The sequence below is a fragment of the Lentzea roselyniae genome, assembly GCF_039537795.1.
Taxonomy (GTDB): Bacteria; Actinomycetota; Actinomycetes; order Mycobacteriales; family Pseudonocardiaceae; genus Lentzea; species Lentzea atacamensis.
The window spans coordinates 172,349-197,349 of the sequence record NZ_BAABBE010000006.1 but is presented as its reverse complement, the minus strand read 5'-3'; the positions used below and the strand labels follow the sequence as shown (position 1 = coordinate 197,349).

The following is a 25,001-nucleotide window of genomic DNA, read 5'->3' as shown; positions in this document are numbered from 1 at the left end:
GAAGGGACCCCGATGTCCGTCACTGCCACCTACACCGTCACCGGCATGACCTGTGGCCACTGCGTCAGCTCGGTCAAGGAGGAGCTGGGCGAGGTCGCCGGCGTCACCGGCGTCGACGTCACCCTGGAGACCGGCGCGGTGACCGTGACCAGCGACCGCGAACTGGACCGCGCCGAGGTCGTCGCCGCCGTCACCGAGGCCGGGTACCAGGTCGCCTGATGACCACGACCGAGCCTCGCCACGTCGAGCTCAGCATCAGCGGCATGACCTGCGCCTCGTGTGCGCGGCGCATCGAACGCAAGCTGAACAAGCTCGACGGCGTCTCCGCCACGGTGAACTACGCGACCGAGAAGGCCAGCGTCCAGTTCCCGGACAACCTGCGCGTGGACGACCTGGTGTCGACCGTGCGCGCGGCCGGTTACGACGCCGAGGAGCCCGCACCCGAGGCTCCCGATGATGACGAGGCAGGTGAGCTGCGGCTGAGGTTCGGCCTCGCCGCGGCGCTCGGCGTGCCGGTGATCGCGTTCTCGATGATCCCGGCACTGCAGTTCCCCACCTGGCAGTGGGTGTCGCTGGCGCTGGCCAGCGTGGTCGTGTGGGTGTGCGGCTGGCCGTTCCACCGTGCGGCCGCCATCAACGCACGGCACGGCGCCAGCACGATGGACACCCTCGTGTCGATGGGCGTCACGGTCTCGTACCTGTGGTCGCTCTACGCGCTGGTGTTCGGCGAGGCCGGGATGATCGGCATGCGGCACGAGTTCAGCCTGCTGCCGCGTCCCACCACCTCCGGTGACATCTACCTGGAGGTCGCGGTCGGCGTGACCGTGTTCCTGCTGCTCGGGCGCTGGCTGGAGGCCAGGTCGAAGCGCAGCGCGGGTGCCGCCCTGCGCTCACTGCTCGCTCTGGGTGCCAAGGACGTCTCCGTGCTGCGGGACGGCGTGGAGACGCGGATCCCGGTGGCGGCACTCCAGGTCGGCGAACAGTTCGTGGTCCGTCCGGGTGAGCGGATCGCCACTGACGGCCTAGTGGTCGAGGGCAGCTCGGCCGTGGACCGCTCGATGGTCACGGGCGAGTCCGTCCCGGTCGAGGTCGGCGCCGGCGACCAGGTCGTCGGCGGCACGGTCAACGCGGGCGGCCGGCTGGTCGTCTCCGCCACCTCCGTCGGCGCGGACACCCAGCTCGCCCGCATGGCGCGGCTCGTGGAGCAGGCCCAGGCGGGCAAGGCCGAGGTGCAGCGCCTGGCCGACCGGGTGTCGTCCGTCTTCGTCCCGGTCGTCGTGGTGATCGCACTGGTGGCGTTCGGGGCCTGGCTGCTCGCCGGGCGGCCGCTGGAGTTCGCGGTGACGACGGCGGTGGCCGTGCTCGTGATCGCGTGCCCGTGCGCGCTGGGGCTGGCGACGCCGACGGCGTTGCTCGTGGGCACCGGGCGCGGCGCCCAGCTCGGGATCCTGGTGAAGGGTCCTGAGGTGCTGGAGTCGACGCGGCGCGTGGACACCGTCGTGCTGGACAAGACGGGCACCGTGACGACCGGCCGGTTGACGCTGGTCGACGTGATCCCCGCGGACGGCGTGTCGCGGGAGGAGGTGCTGCGGTTCGCTGCGGCCGTCGAGAACGCGTCCGAGCACCCGATCGCCGCGGCGATCGTCCGCGAGGTTCCGGAACTCCTGCCGGTGTCGGACTTCGTTTCCACGGACGGTGTTGGCGTCAGCGGTGTGGTCGAAGGTCGACGCGTTGTCGTCGGCCGGTTGCGGAACGTTTCTCTTCCGATGGAATTGACCGAGGCCGCGGTTGCACAGGGCACGGTCGTCGCAGTTTCCTTTGATGACAAGGTTGTCGGACTCGTCGTCGTGTCGGACGTCGTGAAACCCACGTCGGCACAAGCGATTCGCTCGCTGCGCGAACTGGGGCTGCGTCCGGTGCTGCTGACCGGCGACAACGCCGAAGTGGCCGCCTCCGTGGCCGCCGAGGTCGGCATCGACGAGGTCATCGCCGACGTCCTGCCGGCCGGCAAAGTCGACGCCATCCGGAATCTTCAGGCGCAGGGCCGAGTTGTCGCGATGGTCGGCGACGGCGTGAACGACGCGCCGGCGCTCGCCGCCGCGGATCTGGGGCTGGCCATGGGAACCGGCACCGACGTCGCCATCGAGGCGAGCGACCTGACGCTCGTGCGCGGCGACCTGCGCGTGGCAGCGGATGCAATTCGCTTGTCCCGCAAGACTTTGGGCACGATCAAGGGGAATCTCTTCTGGGCGTTCGCCTACAACGTCGCTGGACTTCCACTCGCGGCGCTGGGGCTGCTGAACCCCATGATCGCGGGGGCCGCGATGGCCTTCAGCAGCGTGTTCGTTGTTACCAACAGCTTGCGACTACGGGGATTCCGTCCATCGGCAGCTTAAGAATCTCCCTGGGACCTCTCCCCAATTGCCTTGTGCGCGTGCAACAATCCGAAGTAGCTGACACACCCCCGGTCAGCGCCTGTGGAGATCCCCTCCGGCCCCCGCGTTCCTCCCCCTGGCGCGGGGGCCTCCGCAGCTCTGCGTCAGCCTGCTCGGCTGACGCCTCGCCGCCTGACGCTGCGGGTGTCTCCTGGGGCCGAGCCCCCAGACCCCAGCCGGGGGCAAGCCCCCGGACACCACGTTGCGCCGCAGGTACACGTTGGGGTGACTCAGGTCACAGGTGTTTGGCTTCCGTGTCCGAACCGTTATCGTGTCCCGGTGCCTATCGGATCCCTCGGACGCTCCAAGTCCGGCCGTCACCGCCCAGCGGACGAACCGCAGGAGACGTTGCCCGACGAGGAGCTGACCTCTTACCTCGCAGCGCTGGCCCCGGACTCGGACAACGAGACCACCGCCTCCGGCTTCGGCAACGCGCAGGTTTACCAGCTGCGACTGCAGCTCATGGCGAACGAACAGCTCAAGGAGCTCGCTGCGGAGCGCCAGACGTCCCCGCAGGCGCTCGCCACGGAGTGGGTCATGCAGCGACTGGAGTGGGAAGCGCGTCAGCGCGGCCACTAGAAAGCCCGTGAACCAAGAAGGACCCTCGGCCGAGCCCGGCCGAGGGTCCTTCTCACGTGCGACTAGATTTGCGGCGAATCAGATCGCACGGACGTTCTGAGCCTGCGGACCCTTGGTGCCCTGTCCGACCTCGAACTCCACGCGCTGGTTCTCTTCCAGGGTGCGGAAGCCCTGACCCTGGATCTCCGAGTAGTGGACGAAGACGTCTGCGCCGCCGTTGTCCTGGGCGATGAAGCCGAAGCCCTTCTCGGAGTTGAACCACTTGACAGTGCCCTGTGCCATGTACCTGCCTCCATCGCAGGAAAGCTTGGGGCTGCACCGTGCAACCCCGGCCGTCCCGGGGGCGTTCAGCTCGCTCGGTGAGAGCGCACAGCACGCCCGCGTGTCGTTCCGCGAGCGTGTGAAGCACGAACACAGAAACCACGGCCTGCGCGGGTCAGCCTAACGTGTGATGCGTCATAGCACTACAGGTCATTACTGGCCAGTTCGGTGCCTCAATAGGGGGAAACCGCTGGTCCGGGTGGGTGATCGCGTTCTCCCATGCAACGTGTCTGTACCCCTGCGCGTCTCTTGTGCGTTGACCGAGGGGATCTTGGGGAGAGAGCGTGTTCCGGCCACTGGCTTTGGCTTTACTACTGGGGTTGACCGCCTGCAGCACCACGCCTGACGTTCCGGCGTCGCCCGCTGCACAGGTCGTGGAGAACAAGGCGAAGGCGGTGCTGACCGTGACGCCCGCGTCGGGCGAGGGGATCAGCCCGGCCGGTCCGTTCGAGGTTGGCGTGACCGGAGGTTCGCTGACCGCCGTCAAGCTCACGGGCGCGAACGGCACGGTGGTCAAGGGGGAGCTGACCGCCGGCAAGTGGGTCGCCACCGAGGACCTGGGCTACGACAAGGTTTACACGTGGTCCGGGTCGGCGAAGGGCGAGGACGGCGCGGAGGTGCCCGTCAGCGGGTCGTTCCGCACGCTCAAGCCGCAGCGGCTCACGAACGTGTCGGCGAACGTCGGTGACAACGAGACCTACGGCATCGCGATGCCGATCAAGATGACGTTCAGCGCGCCGGTGCAGGACAAGGCCGCCGTGCAGAAAGCCATGACCGTCACGACTTCGGTGCCCACCGAGGGTGCGTGGGCGTGGCTGTCCGACACCGAGGCGCACTGGCGGCCGCGCGAGTACTGGAAGCCGAACACCGAGGTTTCCGTTGACGTCAACGTGTACGGGGTGCCGTTCGGGGGCGGCGCCTACGGTGCTGCCGACCTGCACGTGAAGTTCAAGATCGCGGATCGCGCGCTGGTCGCGAAGGCCAACACGCAGACGCACCGGTTCCAGATCTACCGCGACAACGTGCTGCTGCACGACTTCCCGGCGTCGTACGGCGCGGAGAACGACCAGCGCACGATCAGCCGGTCCGGCATCCACGTGGTGCAGGCGAAGTGGGCCGAGCGGCCGATGGTGAGCCAGGTCTTCGGGTACAACGTCCGGGTCACGTGGGCGGTGCAGATCTCCGGGAACGGCGAGTTCGTGCACGAGAACAACAAGACGATCCCCTCGCAGGGCAAGGAGAACGTCTCGCACGGCTGCGCGAACCTGTCCGGCCCCAACGCGAAGATCTTCTACGATCTCACGATCGCGGGCGACCCGGTCGAGGTCGTCGGGTCCTCGATCCCGCTCGGGCAGCAGGACCTCGACTACTGGGACTGGACGCTGGACTGGGCGGCCTGGACCGCCAAGTCCGCGGTCCGGGGCTAGGACTTCTCCGTGATCTGGGGCGGCGCTGGGATCTCGTAGCCCGACGGGCCGACGTTGCGTTCCAGCGCCCGCTTCCACTCACCGCTCGAAATCATCTTCTCGATGGCCTCGTTGACGGCGTCACGCGACTTGTTGTCACCCTTGGCCACGCCGATGCCGTAGCGCTCCTTGGAGAACGTCTTGCCGACGAGCTTCAGCAGCTCGGGGTTCTCCGCGGCGAACCCGGCCAGGATGACCTCGTCGGTCGTGACGGCGTCGACGTTGCCGGCCATCAGCGCGATGACGCAGTCGGAGTACTGGCCGTACTCGACGATCTGCACGCCCTGGGCGTAGTCGGTCTTCACCTTCTGCGCGGACGTGGAACCCTTGACCGAGCACAGCTTGCGGCCGTTCAGGGTCTCCGGACCCTGGATGGACTGCTCGGTGAAGCGGACCAGCATGCCCTGGCCGGTCTCGAAGTACGGCCCGGCGAACGCGACCTTCTCCTTGCGGGCGTCGGTGATCGAGTAGGAGGCGACGATCAGGTCGGCCTCGCGGTTCTCGAGCATCGACTCGCGGGCGGCGCCGCGGGCCTCCTTGAACGTGATACCGCTTTCCGGCACGCCGAGCTCGTTCGCGACGTACTTGGCGACGTCGACGTCGAAGCCGACATACCGCCCGTCGAGGCGCCTCTGACTCATGCCCGGCTGGTCGTAGCGGATGCCGATGGTCAGCTTGCCGGACTCGGCACGTCCGATGACTGTGCTCGTGTCACCGCTCCCACAGGCGGTGGCAAGCACCGCTACGGCGGTCAGGAGCGCAGCACGACGGATCACGACAGGCCTTCCGGAGGGTTGTTCGATATTCGTGCGCAATGCTACGTACCTGTGGCGATGATCGACTGTGATGTGTGACAACTACGGCAGGCGAGCCTTACTTGGTGTCACATGCCGGCCCTCACGCGCAATGGCTCGGCGGATGTGTCCAGGGGGAACCAAACGGCGCAGGCCAGGCGGGATGAGCAGGGCTGTTCGGCGCAGCATCCGCAGCCGAAGGGTCGCGTTCCGGTACGGGGCGTGACCGTGCAGATCTATTGCCCAATCGGGCAGCACCGAGTACGCCAGGTGCCCCACCAGCACCCTGTAGATCGGCATGCCGTGGCGGAGAACACCCTGCGTGGCCGGGCCGTGCAGGAAGTTGTAGATCAGCTCGGAGTCCTGCGTCCTGGCGAGAGCAGGCCGGACTTCCTCGAAGTACTCCGCCATCTCGCGGCGCGAACCAGGTACCTCGTCGGCGTGCAGGCCGACGAGCGTCGCCGCGAACCGTTGCTCTGCGTAGTACCGGTCCTTCTGCCGGTCCGTTAACCCATAACCGGCACGGTCGAGAACGGTCTCGAAGCTGTAGACCTCCGAGCAATGCACCCAGAGCAGCAACTCGGGCTCGTCCACCCGGAACGTCCTGCCGTCCACGACCCCGCGCAGCTCGCGGTGCGTGGCGCGCACCCGCGCCGCAGCAGCGGAAATGGCCTCGTCGGTGCCGTACACGCCGAGTCCCACGAAGTCCGCCGTGCGCCGCAGCCGTCCGAACGGGTCGGTCTTGAAGTTGGAGTTCTGCACGACGCCCGCGACCGCTTTCGGGTGCAGCGACTGCAGATAGAGGCTGGAGATTCCCGCGACCCACATCATCGGGTCGGCGTACATCTGCCAGCTCACGGAGTTCGGGTCGTTCGGCGCGAGCATGCGAACATCGTCCCGTCTCGCGAAGATGATGGCCATGGACCTGGACCAGGCACGGGAAGTGCTCCGCAGTCAGCACCGCGCGGTGTTCTGCGCGTTGAAGTCGGACGGCACGCCGGCGATGTCACCGGTGCTCGTCGCGCTGGACGACAACGGTGATGTGCTCGTCTCCACGCGAGCAACGGCCTACAAGACCAAGCAGGTCCAGCGCGATCCGAACGTCGCGCTGTGCGTGCTGCCGGACAGCTTCTTCGGGCGGTGGATCCAGATCAACGGGACGGCGACGATCATTCCGCTGCCGGAGGCGATGGATCTGCTGGTGAAGTACTACCGGACGGTCTCCGGCGAGCACGACGACTGGAACGACTACCGGGCCGCGATGGAACGCGAGCAACGGGTGATCCTGCGCATTTCGCTGACCGGCGCGGGGCCGGACAAGACAGGTTGAGCCAAACCCGTAACACCGTTAGCGGGCGCAACGATTCCACGGGGACGGCGGCTACCGGGCAGGCGGAACCTGGGGAGCGAAAGCGATGACTCGTGTCAGACGCCGCGGCTACTTGGCAGCCGCGGTGGCGGTGATGGGCGCTGCCCTGGTCGCGGCGTTGTTCGCGGCCCCTCCGGACAAACCGGTGGACATCCGGCTGGTGGCTCCGCCACCCCTGCCGCCGGAGACCATCACCGCCACCGCCACCACGACCGTCTCCGCCGTCGGTCCTGTGGTGGTCACCACCACCACACCGCCACCTCCTCCGGTGGCCGCCAAACCGCTTCCCCGGCAGAAGCCGGCGCCCACCTCGTCGGTGCCGACGACGACGTCGCGGCCACATGACGTCCTCGACCTGCTGCGGTGCGACTACAAGTACTTCGAGCGCTGCCTGCCGTGGCCACTCACGCCGAAGGAGCTGTGCGAGTACGTCGAGAACCACCACCTGATCGATTTTCGCGACCACAAGGGCCGCGAGCTCGACGAGCTGGACTTCGACTGCGATTAGCTCTTCAACTCGGCCAGTCGGCGGAGGTTCTCCTCCGCTCGGGTGCCGAGCAGCTGGGCCTCGCCGAGGTAGTGGTCGTCGATCAACGCCTCGACCTCGTCGTCGTTCATCGCCGGGACGATCCTGGCCGCCATCCGGTTCATGTTGCGATAGCTGCCCTGCAACAGGAACGAGCCACCGCTCGCCGCCGACGCGATGTACTCCTGGTTGACCTTGAGCACGACCTCCTGGATCCTCTGCAGCTTCCGCACCACGGACAGCATCCGTTCCAGCTCGACGGTCTCGTGCTCGTGGCGGACGCTCTCGCCGTTCACCAGTCGCACCAACGGTTCCACGTCGACGCCGTTCAGCGTCGGGTTGGCGGCGGACGCGTTCTCCAGGTAGCTCAACGCAAACAGGGCGTCGCGACCGGACAGCACGTCGCCGAGGTTCCACACGTCCGCGCGGTTCGCGAGCATGTCCGGAACGCGGAAGGCGCGGCCCGTCTCGGTGTACGGGTTCCCTGCCATCGACACCGCGAACCGCTTGCCCCGCAGGTCGAACGTGCGTGCCTCGCCGTCCCACACGCCGTCAACGCGTCGTTGTGCGTCGCACAACGAGATGAACTTCTGCAGCAGCTCAGGCGATGTGTGCTGGATGTCGTCGAGGTGCAGCAGAACGTTGCTGCCCAGGGCGAACGCGAAGTTGATCCGCTCGACCTCCTGACGGGCCGTGGCATTCGGTGCCTCCTCCGGGTCGAGTGACGTGACGCCGCTGCCCAGCGCGGGGCCGTTGACCTTGACGAACACCATGCCCAGGCGGTTCGCGACGTACTCCATCAGCGTCGTCTTGCCGTAGCCGGGCGGGGAGATCAGCATCAGCAGGCCCGTGCCGTCGTTCAGCTGCTTGGCGAGGTTGTCGCCGATCAACGGCAGGTAGACCTCGTTCAGCAACCGGTTGCGCACGAACGTGTTCAGCACCGCCGGGCGGTAGTCGTCGAGACGGAGCCGGCGGCGTTCCTGTGCGATGAGCTCGTCGCGTTGCCGCTGGTAGGCGCGGAACGCGGGGACCTGTTCGCGGTGGAAGTGGCGCAGCCTGGTCAGGGTCTCGTCCAGGCGGAGCTCCATCGACTGACCTTCGATCCTGGGATGCGTGCCGAGCAGGCCGGTGACCGGCTCGGTCAGCGCGGCGCTGGAGTCGTAGCGCGGCAGGTCGGTGAGGAGGACGGCGACGACCTCGGGGAACTCCGGGCAGTCCTCGTCTCCGAGGAACGCCCGCAGCCACGCCTCGATCAGGTCGCGATCGGACAGGTCCTCGGTCACCACCGCGCGGAATCTGTCGATCACCGCGCGGGCGGCCTTGCTGGTGACGAATCCCTTCGGCTCGCAGGCGAGTTCCTCGAACAGGTACTCGGAAGCCAGTTCGTCCAGGCCGAACTGCCTTGTCAGCTCCGGAATGCCATGGGTGCCACCGAAAATCGTACGCGCACGCGCCAGTGACTCGGCCTTGCGCGCCCACACCGCCCGCTGGCCTTCCGGCTGTTCGGACCAGAAGATCTGCGCTGCCGCACGGGTCGCCGGCGGATACCTCAGGAGTCCGGCACCGGCGTGAAGTCGTTGCAGGACCGCGAGAATCTTCGCGGCGTCGTGGTCGTGGACGCCCTTCTCGTAACCCTCGTCGTAGCGTTCGGCAGCGGCGTTGGCGACGTCGGTGCGGCCTTCGGCGAGCAGGCAGGCGGCGAGGTGCTCGGACCGGTAGACGTCCTGCGTTTCCGAGACCAGCAGCTGGTCCCAGAACCTCTTCGTCCCTGCGAACTCCGGGTCGGTGACCTCGCTGCGGTAGTCGGTGCCGGTGACCGCGTAGAACAGCCGGCCGTCGCGCGGCACCAGGGTGAGGTTCATCGGCTCGGTCGTCACCGGGAAGCGGTGACGACCGAGCACGATCGACGCGCCGTCGTACAGATCGGCCCGGTCCCGCAGTGCCCGGCCTCCCTCTTGCCGGGCATCGCGCAGACTCGCGTCGAGCTCGTCCGCCCGCACGTCGCCGAGCCGGCGCAGCTCGTTCGCGACGTTGCGGACCTTGGCGACCATGGGATCACCGGCGAAGTACGTGTTGATCTCGTCGGTCGAGGTGAGCTTCCCGACGCGACGGCGGATCGTACCGAGCACGCGTTCGGCCGACTGCACGAGTCTGTCGGCCTTGCGCGCCCGTTCGTCGAGCAGCGTCTGCTTGCGGGCGGAGAAGGCCTCGTAGACGTCCGTGCGCCTGGAGCCGATCTGGGCGAGGAAGTCGTCGAACTCGCCGAATCGCGACTCCAGGTTCTCCAGCTGCAGCAGCAACCGGCCGAGCTGGTCGTCGCAGCGCTGCGGGCTGTCCGCGGCCGCGAGCGCACCGGTGATGGCCTGGCCGAGCAGTGCGAACTCGGCGGCGAACTCCGCCCGGCCCTCCGCCGAGGCGAGCTGAGCCCTGCGACCGTCCACTGTGGCGCGTGCGCGGTTCACCGCGGCCAGGACCTCGCCGATGCTCGCGAGGATCGTCGTGCGGGTGGTCGTGTCGGCGGCGTCGAGCGTGCTGACGACCTCGGTCAGCACCTCCAGGCCGGCCTGCTGCTGCGCGAGCCGTTCGTGCAACGGCTTCGCCTCGGCGGCGGTTTTCAGCTCCGCGGCCGCGATCTGGTCGATCTCCTCGTGGTACTGGGTGAACGCGCCCTCACCGCTGAGGAACGCGACGGCGCGGCGTGCTGACGCGCCCAGTTCCTCGACGAGCTCGGCTTCGCGGCGGTCGATCTCGCCGAGGTCGACGTACCTGAGGTCCTTGAGGGTGATCAGGCGGCCCTGGGCGGACCGCAGGTCGGCCAGCAGCCGGACCCACTCGTCGGCACTCCTCGGCGCCGCAGACCTGGCCAGCCGGACCAGCGAGGCGAGCTTCTCGGAAGCGGTGCGGAGCTGCTCGGCGGCGTGCTCGGTGAGCTTGCGGACGGCCTCGAACTCGTCCAGCACCTGTTCCGCGGTGGCGCGGACGGCCAGGACGTCTTCCCTCAGCCCCAAATCGGCCAGCCAGTGGACGCTGTCGATCACCCTGGTGCACAGGGCGATCAGGCCCTCGAACACCGGCGCGTTCGGGGTCATCTCGGCGGCCATGCGCGTGATGCTCAGGCAGTCCGAGATGCCGCGGACGAGTTCGGCGTTGCCGATGCGGGCGAGGGGGCCTTTCTGCTCGGGCAGCACCTCGTCCTGCAGGAACGGCGTGCGCCAGACCTGCATCGGGTGCACGCGCACGGGTTCGGAGCCGGTCTCGCGGAAGATCACCAGCGTGCCGTCGGCGAAGAGCGAGTAGCCGTGGCACACCAACGGGGTGGCGACCTCCTTGCGGATCACGTTGTAGGGCAACAACAAGCTGCGACCCTCGCGGCGGGCGTGGTAGACGAACAGCACGTCCTCGCCGTTCGCCGACCGGATGACCCGCTCGAACTCCAGGTCGTTCGTGTCGATGTCGAACGTTTTGTCCGCGCCAGTGACGAGGTAGTAGCCGCCGGGGAAGATGATCCCCTGGTCCTCCGGCAGCCGCTGGCACGCCTGGCCGATGCCATCGAGCCGCGCCACCGCCTTGGTGCGGGTGTTGAAGACCAGGTGCCGCCACACCGTCTCGTTGTACGGGCGGATGCGCAGCAGGATCAGGGGACCGACGCGGGCGTAGTGCACGTCCGCGTCCGCGAGGCTCTGCAGCGGCTCGTCGACGGGCTCCTCGTAGACGCCCTCGCCGGTTTCGGTGTTGTTCTCGATCTTGACGGTCAGCGTGCCGCCGACCGTCTCGACGAAGACCTCGTTCTCGATCGCGATGTGCGGGTGGCGGCCGAGCACGTGCTGCTCACGGGTGGTCTCGACCCACGTGACGTCGTGCGACGGCGGGAACACGTGGTCGCGGTCGCCGCGGTTGTCGAGATAGGTGACCGTGCCGTCGACCGCGATGTCCCACCGCAGCACGCGGATGTCCTCGATCCGCGCACCGGTCTGGAACACCGCGAGCAGCCGTGACTCGACGATCCGCAGCTGGAGCAGCCGCGTGTCGCGGTAGTACCGGTAGAGCTCGGCGAAGTCGTTGCGGAACCTATGATCGTTCAGGAACTCCGCTTCGACCGCGCCGAAGTCCTTGCCGTGGACCGCGAAGACGTCGTTGACCGTCGTCTCGGGCTTGAGACCCATGAACACGTTGTAGCCGAACAGCATCAGGTCGCCGAGCGGCACGATGTCGCGCGGTACGCAGTTGTTCTCGGTGCGAATCCGTTCGGTGGCAACGAGTTCGAGCGCTGTGCTGCCGAACGTCTCGACGCGCCGGTCGTTCAGCGCCTCGGTGCTCCTGGCGAGCCCGGTGGCCTGCTCGGCCAGCCGGGCCCGCAGCACCTCGTAGGTGCCGGCGTCGAGTTGCGTCATGCGTTCTGCCCGTTGACCTTGGCCATCTGGGTCAGGGCCAGCGCGGCCGCGAGGTTCTGCGCGTCACCGGTGGTGAACGAGCTGAGGATCCTGGTCAGGTCCTCGGGGAAGCTCTGCGACCCGTCCATCCACTTGGCACCGAGCGCCTGCACGACGTCCGAGCTGCCGACGAACCCGTCGACCTGCTTGCCGGCGGTGATCGCACTGGCGATCTTGTCGAAGAACATCGTGTCGCCGCCGACGATGTCGATGTCGGCCTTCTCCAGCCCGGCGGCCAGCACCATCGCCTGCGCCTCGGCGATCTGGCGCTGCACGTCGATGCCCCTGAGCCTGATCTCCTTCTCGGCCTCCAGGCGCAGGCGGTACTCCTCGTGCTCGCGGGTCGCGGTGTCGAGCGCGGCCATCGCCTCCGCCTTGTGCGACAGGCCTTCCGCCTCGCCCTTGAGGCGTTCCTTGATGCCCTCGGCGTCGGCCAGGGCCTTCTCGCGGTCGACGACGGCCTCGGCGCGGCCGACCTTCTCGATGGCTTCGGCGTCGCGTTCCCTGACCTGGACGTTCGCGAGGCCGGCCGCGGCGGTCTCGGCCTGGATGCCCTCGGCGAGCCGGATCTTGGCGCGGGCGTCTAGATCCGCGGCCTGCTGGCGGGACTCGGCGAGCACGACGACCTCGCGAGCCTTGTGCTGCGCGGCCTGTTCCGCGGCCTCTGCGGCCTTGATGTCCTTGACCAGCGACTGCTGCGCCTCGGCCTCCGCCATGATCACGATCTGCTGCCGCTCGCGCTCGGCCTCCTCGACCGCGCGCAGCCGCTTGATGTTCTCCTCCTGCTCGGCCACGGTCTTCTCGACCGCGACCCGCTCGCGCACCAGGTCGGCGATGGCGCGGCGCTCGTGCTCGAGCTCCTTGTCCTTCTCGATCATGCGCAGCGACGTCTCGCGTTCACGCGCGATGACCTCCAGCAGGCGGTCCTTCTCGATGCGCTCGGTCTCGACGGCGATCACGCGCTCGCGGTTCTTCTCCGCCACGGCGATCTCGCGTGCCTTGTTCTCGGCCTGGATGCCGAGCTGCTCCTCCGTGCGGATGAACGCCGTGTTGGCCTTGAGGCGTTCCTCTGCCTGGACCTTCTGGGTCTCCGCCTCCTGCTGCGCGCGGGCGGTTTCGATCTCGCGCTTCTGCCTGATCTCCGCGTCCGCCTGGCGCCGTTCGAGCTCGAGGATCGCCTCACGCGCGCTGACGTTCTGACGCGTGATCTCCTTCTCCTCGTTGCGGGTGAACTCGTTGGTCTTGACGTGCTCGATCGCGGTCAGCTCGGTGATCTTGCGAATGCCCTGCGCGTCCAGGATGTTCGCCGGGTCCAGCTGCTTGAGCGGCGTCTGCTCCAGGTAGTCGATGGCCGCGTCCTCCAGGCTGTAGCCGTTGAGGTCGGTGCCGATGACCTGGACGATCCGGTCGCGGAACTCGTCGCGGTGGGTGTAGAGGTCCACGAAGTCGAGCTGCTTGCCGACGGTCTTGAGCGCCTCGGAGAACTTGGCGTTGAACAGCTCCTGCAGTGTCGCCTCGTGGCTCGCGCGTTCGGTGCCGATCGCCTGCGCGACCTTGATGACGTCCTCGACGGTCTTGTTGACCCGCACGAAGAACGTGATGCGGATGTCCGCGCGGATGTTGTCGCGGCAGATCAGGCCCTCGTTGCCGGCCCTGCGGATCTCGATGGTCTTCACCGAGATGTCCATCGTCTCGCATCTGTGCAGCACCGGTAGCACGACCGTGCCGGTGAAGGTCACGTCGACCTTGCGCATCTTCGAGACGATCAGCGCCTTGCCCTGCTCACACTTCTTGAACAGCCTGCTCAGCGTGATCATCGCCAAGATCAGCACGACGACGATCACCGCGATCAGCACGAGCAGCCCCGTTGAAATCGCACCCATGTCAGCCCCCTGTGGTGATGTCCACGACCCAGAAGAACTCGCCTTCCGCGTCGTAGTCGAAGATCAGCGCGGTTTCACCCGCTTTCAGTTCGGTGCTGCTCGCGGCTCGCACCTGCACAACAGCCGTTCCGCCGTCGTCGGCGGTGACCTCTGCCTGGCCGTAGTTCTCGGTGACCCGCGTCGTCTTCACGATCGCCGTGCGGCCCACGAAGTCGTTGCGGGAGGCGGGTTTCTCCGGCTTCGCCCAGTTCCTGACCGGGATCAGGACGATCTTGGTGAGGAACGCGCCCACCAGGAGCGCGCCGGCGAGGACGGCGTAGCGGAGCTTGCCCTCCGGCGTCAGCACCGTGCCGACCAGCGCGGCGAACCACGTGATCACGACGAAGACCGAGATCGAGATCGGCAGCACCGGGGCGTCGAAGTCCAGGCCCACCAACGCGACCGTGAGCCAGTACGCCAGCACCACGAGCACCAGCAAGCTGAACAACACCGTCGGAAAAGCCAGCGCGGCAGCCACGAACTCGGTCATCATCGCCCCCCTTCTTGCTGACTCAATGCCTCGTGAGGCGGATTTGTTGAGTCCGGGGGAATGACCGACGCCACCATCGCGTTGAAGTGATCATGGACATGGGGGTTCAGGGACTGAACATGGGCGACACGATCGCCCCCGCCGAAACGCTCCGCCTGGCGGAGCTGGTGGAACAGCTCGGCTACCGGTCTTGGTGGACGTCCGAGCACGTCGTGCTGCCGAGCCCGCGGGTCGACCCGTCGCCGTCGGAGCCGGACACGCCGCTGCTCGACCCGCTGGTCAGCCTGGGTTTCGTGGCCGCGGCCACGACCCGGCTCGAGCTGGGCACCGGCATCGTGATCCTCCCGCAGCGCAACCCTGTGGTGCTCGCGAAGCAGGTGGCGTCGCTCGACGTGCTGAGCAACGGCCGGTTCACGCTCGGCGTCGGCGCGGGCTACCTGCCCCAGGAGTTCGCCGCGGTCGGCGTGCCGTTCGCGGGCCGCGGCCAGCGCACCGACGAGTACATCGACGCGATGCGGGCGTTGTGGCACTCACCCGAGCCGTCCTTCGAGGGCAAACACGTGTCGTTCAGCGGCATCGACGCCCACCCGCGGCCCTCCAACGTCAGGATCGCCGTCGGCGGAGCTTCCGACGGGGCCTTGCGACGTGCACTGACGCGCGGAAACGCGTGGATCGGCATCGGCACCCCCGAGGAGACCGCGGCGAACCTGAAGCGCATCCGCCGGCTCTCCGCGGTCACCGAACGACCGGACGAACTCGGCGCACTGGCCATCAACATCGTCGCGACGGCTCCGCTGGACGCGTCGGTGGTGCGGCAGTACGAGGACCTCGGCGTGGACCAGCTGATCGTGTTCCCCGCGGCGACCGACATGCCGCTGGACGAGGCACTGGCGAAGCTGATCGCGCTGCGGTAGGTAGCCTGGACGGCCGTGATCCCCGTCGTAGTGCTCGCCGGCTTCCTCGGCTCCGGCAAGACCACCCTGCTCAACCACCTGCTGCGCACGTCAGGCGGCACGCGGATCGGCGTCGTGGTGAACGACTTCGGGCGGATCAACATCGACGCGTTCGCGGTGTCGGCGCAGGTCGACTCGATGGTGTCGCTGTCGAACGGCTGCCTGTGCTGCGCGGTGGACGGCACCGAGCTGGACGCCATGCTGGTGAAGCTGGCCTCGGCGGACCTCGACGTCATCGTGATCGAGGCGTCCGGCCTTGCCGAGCCGTCGACGCTGATCAGGATGGTGCTGCAGGCGCCAGGCGTCGAGTACGGCGGGCTGATCTACGTGGTCGACGCCGTCGAGCTCGGCGCCGTGCCGCATCTGGACCGCGACCTCGCGCTGGCAGATCTGGTGGTGCTGAACAAGGTCGACCGGGTCGACTCGTTGCCGTCGCTGCCTTGCGAGGCGCCGGTGCTGCCCGTGTCGTACGGGCGGATCGACCCTGCGTTGCTGTTCGAGGTGCGGCCACCGGACATGGGCCCGCGCCAGCTGTCGTTCGACGATCTGGACGACCACTCGACGCACGCGCACGCTTCCTACGACAGCGTGACGTTCGAGTCCTCGGAGTTCCTGCATCCCAAGCTGTTCATGGACTTCCTGCAGGCGCGGCCCGAGGGGTTGTTCCGCGCCAAGGGCTTCGCCCGGTTCGAGCACGGCACGTTCATGCTGCACGTCGTCGGCGGGTACATCTCGTTCACCCGAGTCGACGACGCCCCGACTCAGCTGGTGCTGATCGGGGCGGGCATCGATCCGGACTCGCTGACGGACTGGCTTTGGGCGTGCATCGCGGACGAACCGGTCACCGAGCAGGACATGCTCTGGGTGCTCCGGTACGCCCGCGAGTGATCACTTCTTGCAGAGCGCGGTGTCCATGACCTGGACGATCTGCTGGTACGTCCTGGCCGGATCCTTGCCGAACGTGCCGGGCAGCGCGGTGAGCGTGACCGCGGCACTGCGTCCGTTGTCGGTGGCCGCACCGAGCGACGCCCAGCCGTGGATCGCTCCGCCGTGCCCCCACGAGACCCCGCCGCAGCTCAGCTTGGTGCTCTCCAGGCCGAGCCCGTAGGCGCTCTTCTCGTCGACGGCGACGGTCCTGCGCATCTCGTCGAGCTGCTTCGCAGGCAGCAGACCACCCTTGAGCAGCGTCTTGTAGAACTTGGCGACATCGGCGGGCGTGGAGACCATCGCACCGGACGCCCAGGCGACGGACGGGTCGAACTCGGTGGCGTCGACGACTTCCGACTTCGGGTCCTGCAGGTCGCTCAACGCGTACGCGCGGGCGTGCCTGCCCCGGATCCGTTGCTCGCCCTGGTTCGGCCAGTACGTGTGGTCGAGTCCGGCCTTGCTGATGACGGCCTGGATCGCCTCGCCGACCGGCCGCCCGCTCGCCTTCTGGATCAGGAGGCCGGCGACGACGTAGTTCGTGTTGCTGTACTCGTACTTCTCGCCGGGCTGGAACGACGGTTGTTGCTTCAGCCCCGCGTCCAGCAGTTCGTGCGGCTCGAAGTGCACGTTCCGCACGTCACCGATCTTGGCGACACCAAGGGCTCGCGTGTAGTCCGGTAATCCGCTGGTGTGCTGCAGAACCTGGCGCACGGTGACGCGACTGTCCTTGACCTGCGGCACGTACTTGTTGACCGGCCCGTCGAGTTCGACCTTGCCGTCGGCCACGAGCTGCAGCGTCGCCACCGCCACGAACGACTTGGTGATGCTGCCGATCCGCACCCTGCCGTTGACCGGCGCGTTGCCCGCGGCGAAGTTGCGGCCGTTGGCGTGCGCCTCCACGCCGGGCGTGCCCTCCTGGACGATCTGGTCCAGCTGCTGGGGAATCGCCAGCGACAGAGCTGTCAGTGCCGCTACGAACATCATTTCGCACCGCACAGAGCACTGTCCACAGTGGCCAGGACCGCATCGTGCGCCTTCGCCGCTTCTTCCGGCGTGTCCGAGAACGTGCCGGGCAATGCCGTGACGGCAACGGCGAACGCCCTGCCCTGCTCAGTCACACCACCCCGCGTCTCGTACCCGTGGATGTCGCCGCCGTGACCCCAGTACTGGCCACCGCACGTGAGCGAGAAGCTGGCGATGCCGAGCCCGTACCTGACACCCGGCCACATCTCTCCCGCGGTGTCGACGGTCTTGCGCATCTCGTCGAGTTCCTTCTGCGGCAACAGATCACCCTTGAGCAGGCCGCGGTAGAAGGCGTTGAGGTCCTTGGTCGTCGAGATGATCTGCCCGGCCGCCCAGCCCCACGAGGGGTCGAGCTCGGTGACGTCCTCGACACCGTTACCGGTCTTGGCATACCCGTGCGGGTGCTTGCCGTTGATGTCCTGCTCGCCGACGCCGGGCCAGTAGGTGTCGCGGAGGTTGAGCTTCCTGACGATCCGCTGGTCGACGTTCTCCGCCACCGGCCGGCCGGTGACCTTCTGGATGAGCAAGCCCAGCAGCACGTAGTTCGTGTTGCTGTACTTGAACTTCGCACCGGGTTCGTGGGTGGGCGGGTGCGCGTTGCCGATGTCCAGCAACTCGCGCGGCTCGAAGTACCGGTGCCGAAGCTCCTCGAACTTGTCGAGCCCCATGTACTGCGTGTAGTTCGCGAGCCCGCTGGTGTGGTTGAGCAGCTGCCGGACGGTGATCCGCTCGTCCTTGATCGCGCCGGGCAAGTACTTCGTGACCGGCGCGTCCAGCTCGACCTTCTTCTCCGCGACGAGCTGCATGACCACGGCGGCGACGAACGCCTTGGTGTTGGACCCGACCCGCACCTGCCCGTTCCTGGGCACCGGCACGTTCTTGCCCAGCTCGGCCGTGCCCGACGTGTACGCGGTCGTCCTGCCGTTGCCTTCGGTGGTGGTCGCGAGCGCGGCCGGAAACTCGTGCTGCTTGGTGAGCCCGTCAAGCTGCTTCTGCACCGTGGTCGCAGGCGCGGCCATGGCCGTTCCCGTGAACAGCATGGCCGCTGCCAGCACTCCTACCAGCGTCTTCTTCATCCTGTGCCTCCCCTTTTCGGCTTGAACACAGGTTTCCAACTGCGGGCTTCTCGCACAGTCACGTGCGCTGCCGTTGATCAGGTGGAGCAGGCTCTACCTCAGTAGCGAACGCTGCTCTGGAGCAACGGCGGGTAGACGCCCGACGCCTCGCCGTCCACCGTCGTGCCGCCGAACTGCAACATGGCCCTGAGCTCGCCGTGCAGCGGCGCGGGGTAGTTGAGGTCAGGCGCGGAGACGTCGTTGAGCACGTCGATCTGCTCCTGGCTGAGCGTGACCTCCTCGAGGTTGCTCTCCAGGTGCTCGAGCTTGCGCGCGCCGATGATCGGCACCACAGTGCCCTCCCGCGCCCGGAGCCAGGCCAGCGACACAGCCGCTTCAGTGGTGCCGTGCTGCTCGGCGATCGCGGTGACCACATCGATGACCTTGAAGTCGTCCTCGGTGGGCGCATTGACGAACTTGACCCTCGCCGAGTCGCTGACCTGCACGTTCCTCTTGTACTTGCCGCTGAGGAACCCGTTCTTGAGCGGACTCCACGGCACCAGCGCCATCCCCGTGTCCCGTGCCATCGGCGCAATCTCGCCCTCCACCGTCCGCGCCAGCAACGAGTACTCCACCTGCAACGCGATCAACGGCGTCCACCGGTTCAGCTCGGCCATCGTCTGCGCCCTGGCCGTCACCCAGGCCGGCACGTTGGAGAACCCGAGGTACCGCACCTTGCCCGATCCCACCAGATCGTCGAGGGCCCTCATGGTCTCCTCGATCGGGGTGTTCCGGTCCCAGTTGTGCAGCCAGTAGAGGTCCAGGTAGTCCGTCCGCAGCCGCCGCAACGTCTCGTCGAGCTGCTTGCGGATGGCACTCCGCCCGGCCCCGCCGCCGTTGGGGTCACCGGGGTGCATGTTGAAGAAGAACTTGGAGGCGAGCACGACCCGGTTGCGGTTGCCGCGGCTGCGGAAGTAGTCGCCGAGGATCTTCTCGGAGTGGCCGTTGGTGTAGAAGTTGGCGGTGTCGATGAAGTTTCCGCCGCGGTCGAGGTAGGCGGTGAGGATCTTCCCTGACTCCTCGACGCTGCAGCCGGCTGATCCCGGGTCCTCGCCGAAGGTCATGGCGCCCAGTGCGAGCGGGCTCACTCGGAGGCCGGATCGGCCCAGGGTGACGTAGTGGTTGAGCGGCATGTGCTGGCTCCTCGGAGTCGGTGTGCTGGCGTACTCCAATGGAAGCCGGTTCTGAGTGGTCAGCGGTACTTGCATCCGCTCTCGTTCTTGCCTAATCCTCCCACTGCCGCTCTCGTGATCGTTTGGGTTGGCGAGATCCGTCAACCGTGAGGTTGGCAACCCGTGCGACACCCGCCGACCACGATCGGTAGGCTGTCGCGGCGAGGGCTGCTAGCTCAATTGGCAGAGCAGGAGACTTTTAATCTTCGGGTTCAGGGTTCGAGTCCCTGGCGGCCCACTGAACGCCCAGGTCAACGGCCTGGGCGTTTCTCATGCCCGGAGCGCTGGCACACCTTTGGCACGCTTTACGCCTCTGACTCTCAAGCTGCGGCATCAGGCGGACCGTCCTCGACCTGGTCTTCTTCGCCCTCGACAGCGTCTTCCTTCGGCTTGTCGAGCGCGCCCTCAAGAGCGTCGGCAGCCCTCTTGTCCACCACCTTGCGAGCGAAGTAGACGTCCTGTGTCATCGAGGGCCGGGCGTGGCCGAGCTGATCCGCGACCAGTCGAGCGGAGAGCCCCGCCTCATCGAGGATGGTGGCCGCCGTCTTCCGGAAGACGTGCGAGGTGACCCACGCGAACTCTTCCCCGCCGCGAGCCTTGCGGAGGTCCCTCCGAGCGTTAGACGGATCACGCAGACCGCCGAGGCTGCTGGGGAAGACCGGCCCGTTCGGGAAGAGGGTCACCGCATACCGCCGCTTCAACATGTCCAGCGCCCACCGAGGCAGCGGAAGCGTGCGCTCTCCAGCCTCCGTCTTCGTGGACTTCCGGATGAGCCCGATGCCCTTGGCCCGGATCACGGTGTAGTTCACCGCCACCGTGCCGGCCTCGAAGTCGACGTCCTCCCAGTAGACCGCCAACGCCTCACCGATCCGGACACCGGTCGCCATCATGAAGCGCGACAGGTCAGGAAGGTCCCACTTCACCGCCTGCTCATCCGACTCCAGCATTTCGAGCCACAAGATCCGTTCTTCCAGAGTGAGCGCCCGCGGACTCTTCTTGCGCCCAGCCTCCAGCCGATCCGTCTCGCGGACCGGGTTGGTGTCGAGCGCCTTGTCCCTCACCGCGATGCGCAGCGCCCCGGAGAGCACCGATCGAGCCGTCTTAGCAGTGTCGACGCTGACCGACCGCCACAACGCCTGAAGGAACGCGTCGATCCGCGCCACGGTCATCTCACGAATCCGCAGCTCACCGAGGCCAGGCAGCACGTGCCGATCAAGAATGCTCCGGTACGTGTCGACGCTGCCAGGCGACCGCTTGCCGGCGTCTGCGAGCGCCTGAAACTTGCCGAACCACAGAGCGGCAGCTTCTTTGAACCGGCTGTCAGGCGTAAGCCCATCACCCACAGGGGCCTTCCTCTCAGCCAACGCCTTCTTGAGCTTCCGCTCAGCCTCAGCTTTGGTCTTCCCGCGCCGCTGCACCGGCCGTGTGTGGCCGTCGTAGTCGCGATAGTTCGTCTGGGCACGCCAACCGCTTTCCGATTGGTAGCAACGGATCGCACCGTAGGTGCCGATGTCGAGAGGTGGCCGTCCCATCAGGCAGCCTCCTCAAGCAGGTGCTCGAACCAGCTCCGCACCTCGGACGGCAGGTACCGCAAGTGCTTGCCCAACCGCCGTGCAGGCGGGCCGTAGTTCTTCGTTCGCCAGCCGTAGAGCGTGTGAACCGGGACGTTCAGGTAGGCCGCAACGTCGCTGACTGTCCACAGTGGCTCAAACTCGCGTGCTTCCATGATTTCTCCCCCTAGATCAAGCAGCTTGCGGAGTTGCCGAACTTTCTGGCGGTCCGGCGGATGCGAGCAGTGCGGCCGTGTATTCGGCCTTCCACCTGCGACGTTCCGCGACAGCGCTCAACAGCAGGTGCGACCGCGGAGGCACGTTTGGGTCACCAGGCTGGAGGTTGTTCCAGACCAGCCGTTGCGGTTCGTCCTCGGGCTTGATCCCGACGTCCGCGAGCAGTTGCCGAACGAACGCCTTGCGGTCGTGCTTGTGATCCGCCAGCGACTTGCCCGACCACTTCCGCGAGACCAGGACCCGCCGCCCAGCAACACCGAGCGTGGTCCGCTTGTGCGCCTTGCCCTTGCATTTGCCCGGCACCGTGGACAGCCGAGCCCCGCGAGGCTGCACGCCATGGAGCAGCCACACCGCGCACTGCGGAGAGCAGGGCGTCACGGCCAGCTCAGCGCACAGCCGTTCGGCGTGGTCCTCCTGGCGAGCTGTCTGGGCCTCGAAGCACTCATCAATGCTCTTGGTGAGGTACTTCGTCAGGTAGCCGATGTGACGGCCGGCCTCTTCCGTGCCGCCGAGGATGCCCTTGGAGTGCACCTGCACCCCGAACCGGGCGACGTGAGCTGGACGCTCGACCTCATCAAGCGCGTCTTCCCAACTAGGCAAGGCCCTACGCGTCTGCGGATCGACAAAGGACTTGGCCCGCACGTCCCAGAACGGCATGTTGTCGCCGCTGTACTTGATCTCGTCATGCGCAGGCCACCAGACCTGGTGGTACGTGGCCTCAGCAACCGCCCGCAGCTCAGCACGGGAGATGCTTCCGCGGACCGCCGCGTGCCAGTGCGGAGCAAGGCGCCGCTGGGGTTCGACCGTAGAGAAGTACTGGACGTCCCAGCCCACACAGCGCCGAAGGTTCTGCATGAACCGGTCGAGCAGTGCCGCGAAGTGCACCGCGTCCCGAGCAGCACGCCGGTAGTCGTACGTCACTGGATCAACCGGGGTGCCGTCGTTTCGGACCTTGCCGTAGGTGTCGAGCGTCAGCGTGAGGAACGTCGAGGGCTGGTACTTGCCGCCGAAGACCTTGCCCACCGTGCGCTTGCTGACCGGTCGGCGAGGCAGGTTCGCAGCGTCCTGGCGACGCTTGGTCGATCGCTTCCGAGCCGCCTTGAGCGGGATCTCCAGAGACGGGAGCGAACCGCGGACTCCGAGTTGCCGAAGTTCTGCGTCAACCTCTGCGACCTCGTCACGCACCTCTTCCGCTCCGACCTCGTCACCCTCATCGAGGGCCAGGCGGAAGGCCTTGACCAGGTCCGCCCGGTAGGCGGTCAACTCCTGTTGATCCTCGTTCGGAGCGTCCGGTGTGAAGTCCGGTTCCTCGGTCAGGTGCCATCCCTCACGGCACTGCGCCATCCGCAGGCGCCGGTTCTTCTCAGCGCAGGTCGGGCACACACTCGCGACCGTCGAGCCACACGGCACGGGCACGATGTCCACGCGTCCGGTGTCGAGGTCGATCCGTTCCTTGGCCAGCGGCCGCACGCAGACTCCGTGCTCCGTGGCAACGGCCCGAGCGACATCGAGCGCGGCCGGCTGCTTCATCCGCTCCGAGCGGTTCAGGTACTCGGTCATGCCGCCGCACTCCCCTCAGACCGCTCCGGGAACTCGTGCACGGTGGCCGGGGCGAGGTAGACGCCCAGCTCGACCAAGTCCGCGTCCGTGACGTTGAAGGCCCGCGCCCGCTCCGGTTCGCGCTGCCCGTCTTCCTTGCCCCAGGCGACACCGGGCGTGTTCTCGCTGATCTCGTGAGCAGCCGCACCACGTTGCCGAACGCCATCGCCCAGGACCATGTCCACCTGCACCGGCTCATCGAGCCGAAGCGCCACACGGGTCGTGAACAGATGCCGGAAGCCCACGATCTCCTTGCGCGGGTCCTGGACCAGACCGACAACTGCGTAGCCGGGTGCACGTCCCTGGGAAGTGATCGTCTGAACGGCACGCGTCGCCCGCTCACGGAGGTTTCGGTCCGACTGGTAAGCGACCAAATCAGCCAGCTCATCCACGATGAGAACCGTGAACGGCTCACCCGTACTACGCGCCCAGAGCCGCCGGATGCCCCGATAGCGAGAGGCCCTCTCCTTGACCTCTGCGGCGATTTCTTCAAGCAGGGCAACGGCTTCCGGCCCGTTGTCGTAGACGACCTTCTCGAATGCGTCCGGGCACTGGCCCAGCTCCATGCCGCCCTTCGGGTCGATACCGACGAGGCGAACCAGGCCGGCTTTGATGGCCGGGGCGAGCTGCCAGACGATCGACCACAGCACCGAGCCCTTGCCCGCACCCGGCACGCCGACCACGAGAACCTGCGAGCCCAGCAGCTTCAGCCGCCAGGACTTACCGGTCTCCGTGCGACCGACGACCACGCGCTTGAGGTCGACTTCGCCTGCTTGGGCGAGCGGCGGAACTGAGACCGGACGCGACAGCGGGTCAGAGTGGATGAAGTCGAGCTCAAGCACGCTCGGCCGGATCACACGCACTCGGCATGACTGCGCGTTGAACGAGTGCGCGAGGTTGTCTCGCCGTGCTTCCCACTGCTCCGGAGACTGTGCAGGGGTCATTCGCACGCGGACCTTGTCCCGCCAGCCCTCCGAACGGACGCGACGCAGCTTCGGCCTGTACTCCCTCCCGCGGCTGTCCTTCGTCAGCTCAGCCAAACGCATAACAGTGCGCCACTGCGGCACGTAGACCGTGAGCCGCCGCCACTCCGTCAACAGCCGGTACCAGCCGTGTCGAAGGAAAGAAGAGCGGTGAAGGCCCGCCCAGATCGTCAAGCCACCGGCGAGTGAGAGGACGAGAAAGGCGACTCCCCACCATCCGACGTAGACGTAGAACAAGCATCCCGTCAGCAGACCGACCACGGACACCGGGTAGCGCACCGCGACAAGTCCGAGCCGCACAACCAGCCGAACCGACAGCCACGCGAGCGCGAACGGCAGCATGACGAGGTTCAGCCACCACGGCAGGTATGCCCACCAGGGCACGCGCGGCCGGTAGCCCTCGAACGGAGCCGGATCAACCCACCTGTGCGCCTTCATCGCACCTCACCGCCCCGAACACCGTCGAGACAGTCCACGCACCGGAACACCCTGCCGACGCCCGGAGCATCGAAGCCAAGCGGTTCGGCGTGACCGACCGGACGAAACGCCTTGGTTCCCGTGCCGCACAACACTTTGCAAGACAGGCACTCGAAGCCCTCAGCCTGAGCGAGGGTCAGCAGCATCCCTTCCACGTGCCCGTTGTCGAGCACGACGCGGTACCGGTCGACGTCCTGCTTGGCCGCGATCATCGCGACGAAGCGTGCGTACTTCTCTGCGGTGTTCATCGCGCGTCACCGCCGTCTACGACGAGAACGATGAAGATCAGCGGCAGCCATCCGAGGCAGCGGCAGCACTTGACCTGTCCGGGTGCGAACACACCGAACCGGTGACAGAACTGGCACTGACGACCGTTCCGGAGTTTCCACTCAGACGGACGGCCACCCCGACTTGACGTGCCACATACGTGTGGCGATACGCTTTGCATGGCTCGAATCTCCTTGTGGCGCAAAGAAAGCAAGGTTGATCGAGTCGGTGTAAGTCGCCGGGGAACAGTCGAGGCCCGCCAAGACTTGGACTGTTTCCCGTGCGACACACCAACACTTGTTGTTCAGTTGTCGATCAGTGCTCTGCGAGCTTCTTCGCGAGCGCCCTGCACCAGGAGCAGAGCGG

At 67.0% G+C, this 25,001-nt stretch carries 22 protein-coding genes and 1 tRNA gene; 9 read left to right on the top strand and 14 right to left on the bottom strand.

The features are described from left to right. Positions 1–12 precede the first annotated feature (12 nt). The 3 genes from ABFX45_RS12885 (at position 13) to ABFX45_RS12875 (ending at position 3,014) form a co-directional block, all read left to right on the top strand. Entirely contained in the window at positions 13–219 is a 207-nt protein-coding gene (locus tag ABFX45_RS12885) for a heavy-metal-associated domain-containing protein (protein ID WP_109629154.1), read from the top strand. Beyond that, positions 219–2,396: a heavy metal translocating P-type ATPase gene (locus ABFX45_RS12880; protein ID WP_109629156.1), complete on the top strand. Its 2,178-nt coding sequence runs from the start codon at positions 219–221 to the stop codon at positions 2,394–2,396. The genes ABFX45_RS12885 and ABFX45_RS12880 overlap by 1 nt, the downstream gene beginning before the upstream one ends. 318 nt (positions 2,397–2,714) lie before the next feature. Then, entirely contained in the window at positions 2,715–3,014 is a 300-nt protein-coding gene (locus tag ABFX45_RS12875; RefSeq protein ID WP_109629158.1) for a hypothetical protein, read from the top strand. A gap of 78 nt (positions 3,015–3,092) precedes the next feature. Here the strand turns inward: ABFX45_RS12875 and ABFX45_RS12870 are convergent, their stop codons facing one another. Next, the gene (locus tag ABFX45_RS12870; RefSeq protein ID WP_030473173.1) at positions 3,093–3,296 is read right to left on the bottom strand and encodes a cold-shock protein; all 204 of its coding nucleotides are present in this window, start codon (positions 3,294–3,296) and stop codon (positions 3,093–3,095) included. Positions 3,297–3,619: 323 nt separating this feature from the next. On the opposite strand from ABFX45_RS12870, the gene ABFX45_RS12865 reads away from it, so the two are divergent. Continuing rightward, positions 3,620–4,762, top strand: a complete 1,143-nt coding sequence (locus tag ABFX45_RS12865) for a L,D-transpeptidase (RefSeq protein ID WP_346129885.1) — start codon at positions 3,620–3,622, stop codon at positions 4,760–4,762. Here the strand turns inward: ABFX45_RS12865 and ABFX45_RS12860 are convergent. Then, the gene (locus tag ABFX45_RS12860; RefSeq protein ID WP_109632850.1) at positions 4,759–5,574 is read right to left on the bottom strand and encodes a glutamate ABC transporter substrate-binding protein; all 816 of its coding nucleotides are present in this window, start codon (positions 5,572–5,574) and stop codon (positions 4,759–4,761) included. The two genes, ABFX45_RS12865 and ABFX45_RS12860, sit on opposite strands and share 4 nt — an antisense overlap. An 84-nt stretch (positions 5,575–5,658) precedes the next feature. After that, on the bottom strand, positions 5,659–6,480 hold the full coding sequence (locus tag ABFX45_RS12855) for an oxygenase MpaB family protein (RefSeq protein WP_346129883.1): 822 nt from the start codon (positions 6,478–6,480) through the stop codon (positions 5,659–5,661). Between ABFX45_RS12855 and ABFX45_RS12850 the strand changes: the two genes are divergently transcribed. Both ABFX45_RS12850 and ABFX45_RS12845 read left to right on the top strand, forming a co-directional pair. Continuing rightward, positions 6,479–6,925: a PPOX class F420-dependent oxidoreductase gene (locus ABFX45_RS12850; protein ID WP_233442037.1), complete on the top strand. Its 447-nt coding sequence runs from the start codon at positions 6,479–6,481 to the stop codon at positions 6,923–6,925. The genes ABFX45_RS12855 and ABFX45_RS12850 overlap by 2 nt on opposite strands. An 85-nt stretch (positions 6,926–7,010) precedes the next feature. Beyond that, positions 7,011–7,472 carry a hypothetical protein gene (locus ABFX45_RS12845; RefSeq protein WP_346129880.1) on the top strand — a complete coding sequence of 154 codons (462 nt, stop codon included), beginning with the start codon at positions 7,011–7,013 and terminating at the stop codon, positions 7,470–7,472. On the opposite strand, the gene ABFX45_RS12840 is transcribed toward ABFX45_RS12845, so the two are convergent. From ABFX45_RS12840 to ABFX45_RS12830, 3 genes are read right to left on the bottom strand one after another with little or no spacing between them, the layout of a single operon-like run. Then, positions 7,469–11,881 (bottom strand): DNA repair ATPase, encoded by a 4,413-nt coding sequence (locus ABFX45_RS12840; RefSeq protein WP_346129878.1) that lies wholly within the window; start codon positions 11,879–11,881, stop codon positions 7,469–7,471. The genes ABFX45_RS12845 and ABFX45_RS12840 overlap by 4 nt on opposite strands. Continuing rightward, positions 11,878–13,803, bottom strand: coding sequence for a flotillin family protein (locus tag ABFX45_RS12835; RefSeq protein ID WP_233439098.1), 1,926 nt, complete (start codon positions 13,801–13,803; stop codon positions 11,878–11,880). Before ABFX45_RS12835 ends, ABFX45_RS12840 begins: the two co-directional genes overlap by 4 nt. Position 13,804: 1 nt before the next feature. Next, positions 13,805–14,335: a hypothetical protein gene (locus ABFX45_RS12830; RefSeq protein WP_346129876.1), complete on the bottom strand. Its 531-nt coding sequence runs from the start codon at positions 14,333–14,335 to the stop codon at positions 13,805–13,807. A 116-nt stretch (positions 14,336–14,451) separates the two neighbouring features. Here ABFX45_RS12830 and ABFX45_RS12825 point away from each other — a divergent pair, with 116 nt between their 5' ends. Continuing rightward, positions 14,452–15,246 carry an LLM class F420-dependent oxidoreductase gene (locus ABFX45_RS12825; protein ID WP_346129874.1) on the top strand — a complete coding sequence of 265 codons (795 nt, stop codon included), beginning with the start codon at positions 14,452–14,454 and terminating at the stop codon, positions 15,244–15,246. A 15-nt stretch (positions 15,247–15,261) separates the two neighbouring features. Next, positions 15,262–16,173 (top strand): CobW family GTP-binding protein, encoded by a 912-nt coding sequence (locus ABFX45_RS12820; RefSeq protein WP_346129872.1) that lies wholly within the window; start codon positions 15,262–15,264, stop codon positions 16,171–16,173. Here ABFX45_RS12820 and ABFX45_RS12815 read toward each other — a convergent pair whose 3' ends face one another. The 3 genes from ABFX45_RS12815 to ABFX45_RS12805 form a co-directional block, all read right to left on the bottom strand. Continuing rightward, the gene (locus ABFX45_RS12815; RefSeq protein ID WP_346129870.1) at positions 16,174–17,196 is read right to left on the bottom strand and encodes a serine hydrolase domain-containing protein; all 1,023 of its coding nucleotides are present in this window, start codon (positions 17,194–17,196) and stop codon (positions 16,174–16,176) included. After that, on the bottom strand, positions 17,193–18,311 hold the full coding sequence (locus tag ABFX45_RS12810) for a serine hydrolase domain-containing protein (protein ID WP_346129868.1): 1,119 nt from the start codon (positions 18,309–18,311) through the stop codon (positions 17,193–17,195). The genes ABFX45_RS12815 and ABFX45_RS12810 overlap by 4 nt, the downstream gene beginning before the upstream one ends. Positions 18,312–18,409: 98 nt before the next feature. Beyond that, on the bottom strand, positions 18,410–19,483 hold the full coding sequence (locus ABFX45_RS12805) for an aldo/keto reductase (RefSeq protein ID WP_346129865.1): 1,074 nt from the start codon (positions 19,481–19,483) through the stop codon (positions 18,410–18,412). Positions 19,484–19,687: 204 nt separating this feature from the next. Between ABFX45_RS12805 and ABFX45_RS12800 the strand changes: the two genes are divergently transcribed. Further along, positions 19,688–19,760: transfer RNA gene (locus ABFX45_RS12800), tRNA-Lys, on the top strand. An 82-nt stretch (positions 19,761–19,842) separates the two neighbouring features. Here the strand turns inward: ABFX45_RS12800 and ABFX45_RS12795 are convergent. The 5 genes from ABFX45_RS12795 to ABFX45_RS12775 are packed head-to-tail and all read right to left on the bottom strand — an operon-like array spanning position 19,843 to position 24,616. Continuing rightward, a complete protein-coding gene (locus ABFX45_RS12795; protein WP_346129863.1) occupies positions 19,843–21,054 on the bottom strand; it encodes a tyrosine-type recombinase/integrase in 1,212 nt (403 codons plus the stop codon). Continuing rightward, positions 21,054–21,248, bottom strand: a complete 195-nt coding sequence (locus ABFX45_RS12790) for a helix-turn-helix domain-containing protein (protein ID WP_346129861.1) — start codon at positions 21,246–21,248, stop codon at positions 21,054–21,056. The genes ABFX45_RS12795 and ABFX45_RS12790 overlap by 1 nt, the downstream gene beginning before the upstream one ends. A gap of 16 nt (positions 21,249–21,264) precedes the next feature. Further along, positions 21,265–22,869 (bottom strand): replication initiator, encoded by a 1,605-nt coding sequence (locus ABFX45_RS12785; RefSeq protein ID WP_346129859.1) that lies wholly within the window; start codon positions 22,867–22,869, stop codon positions 21,265–21,267. Beyond that, positions 22,866–24,329, bottom strand: coding sequence for an FtsK/SpoIIIE domain-containing protein (locus ABFX45_RS12780; RefSeq protein WP_346129857.1), 1,464 nt, complete (start codon positions 24,327–24,329; stop codon positions 22,866–22,868). Before ABFX45_RS12780 ends, ABFX45_RS12785 begins: the two co-directional genes overlap by 4 nt. Further along, the gene (locus ABFX45_RS12775) at positions 24,326–24,616 is read right to left on the bottom strand and encodes a hypothetical protein (RefSeq protein WP_346129855.1); all 291 of its coding nucleotides are present in this window, start codon (positions 24,614–24,616) and stop codon (positions 24,326–24,328) included. Before ABFX45_RS12775 ends, ABFX45_RS12780 begins: the two co-directional genes overlap by 4 nt. Between the last annotated feature and the right edge of the window lie 385 nt (positions 24,617–25,001).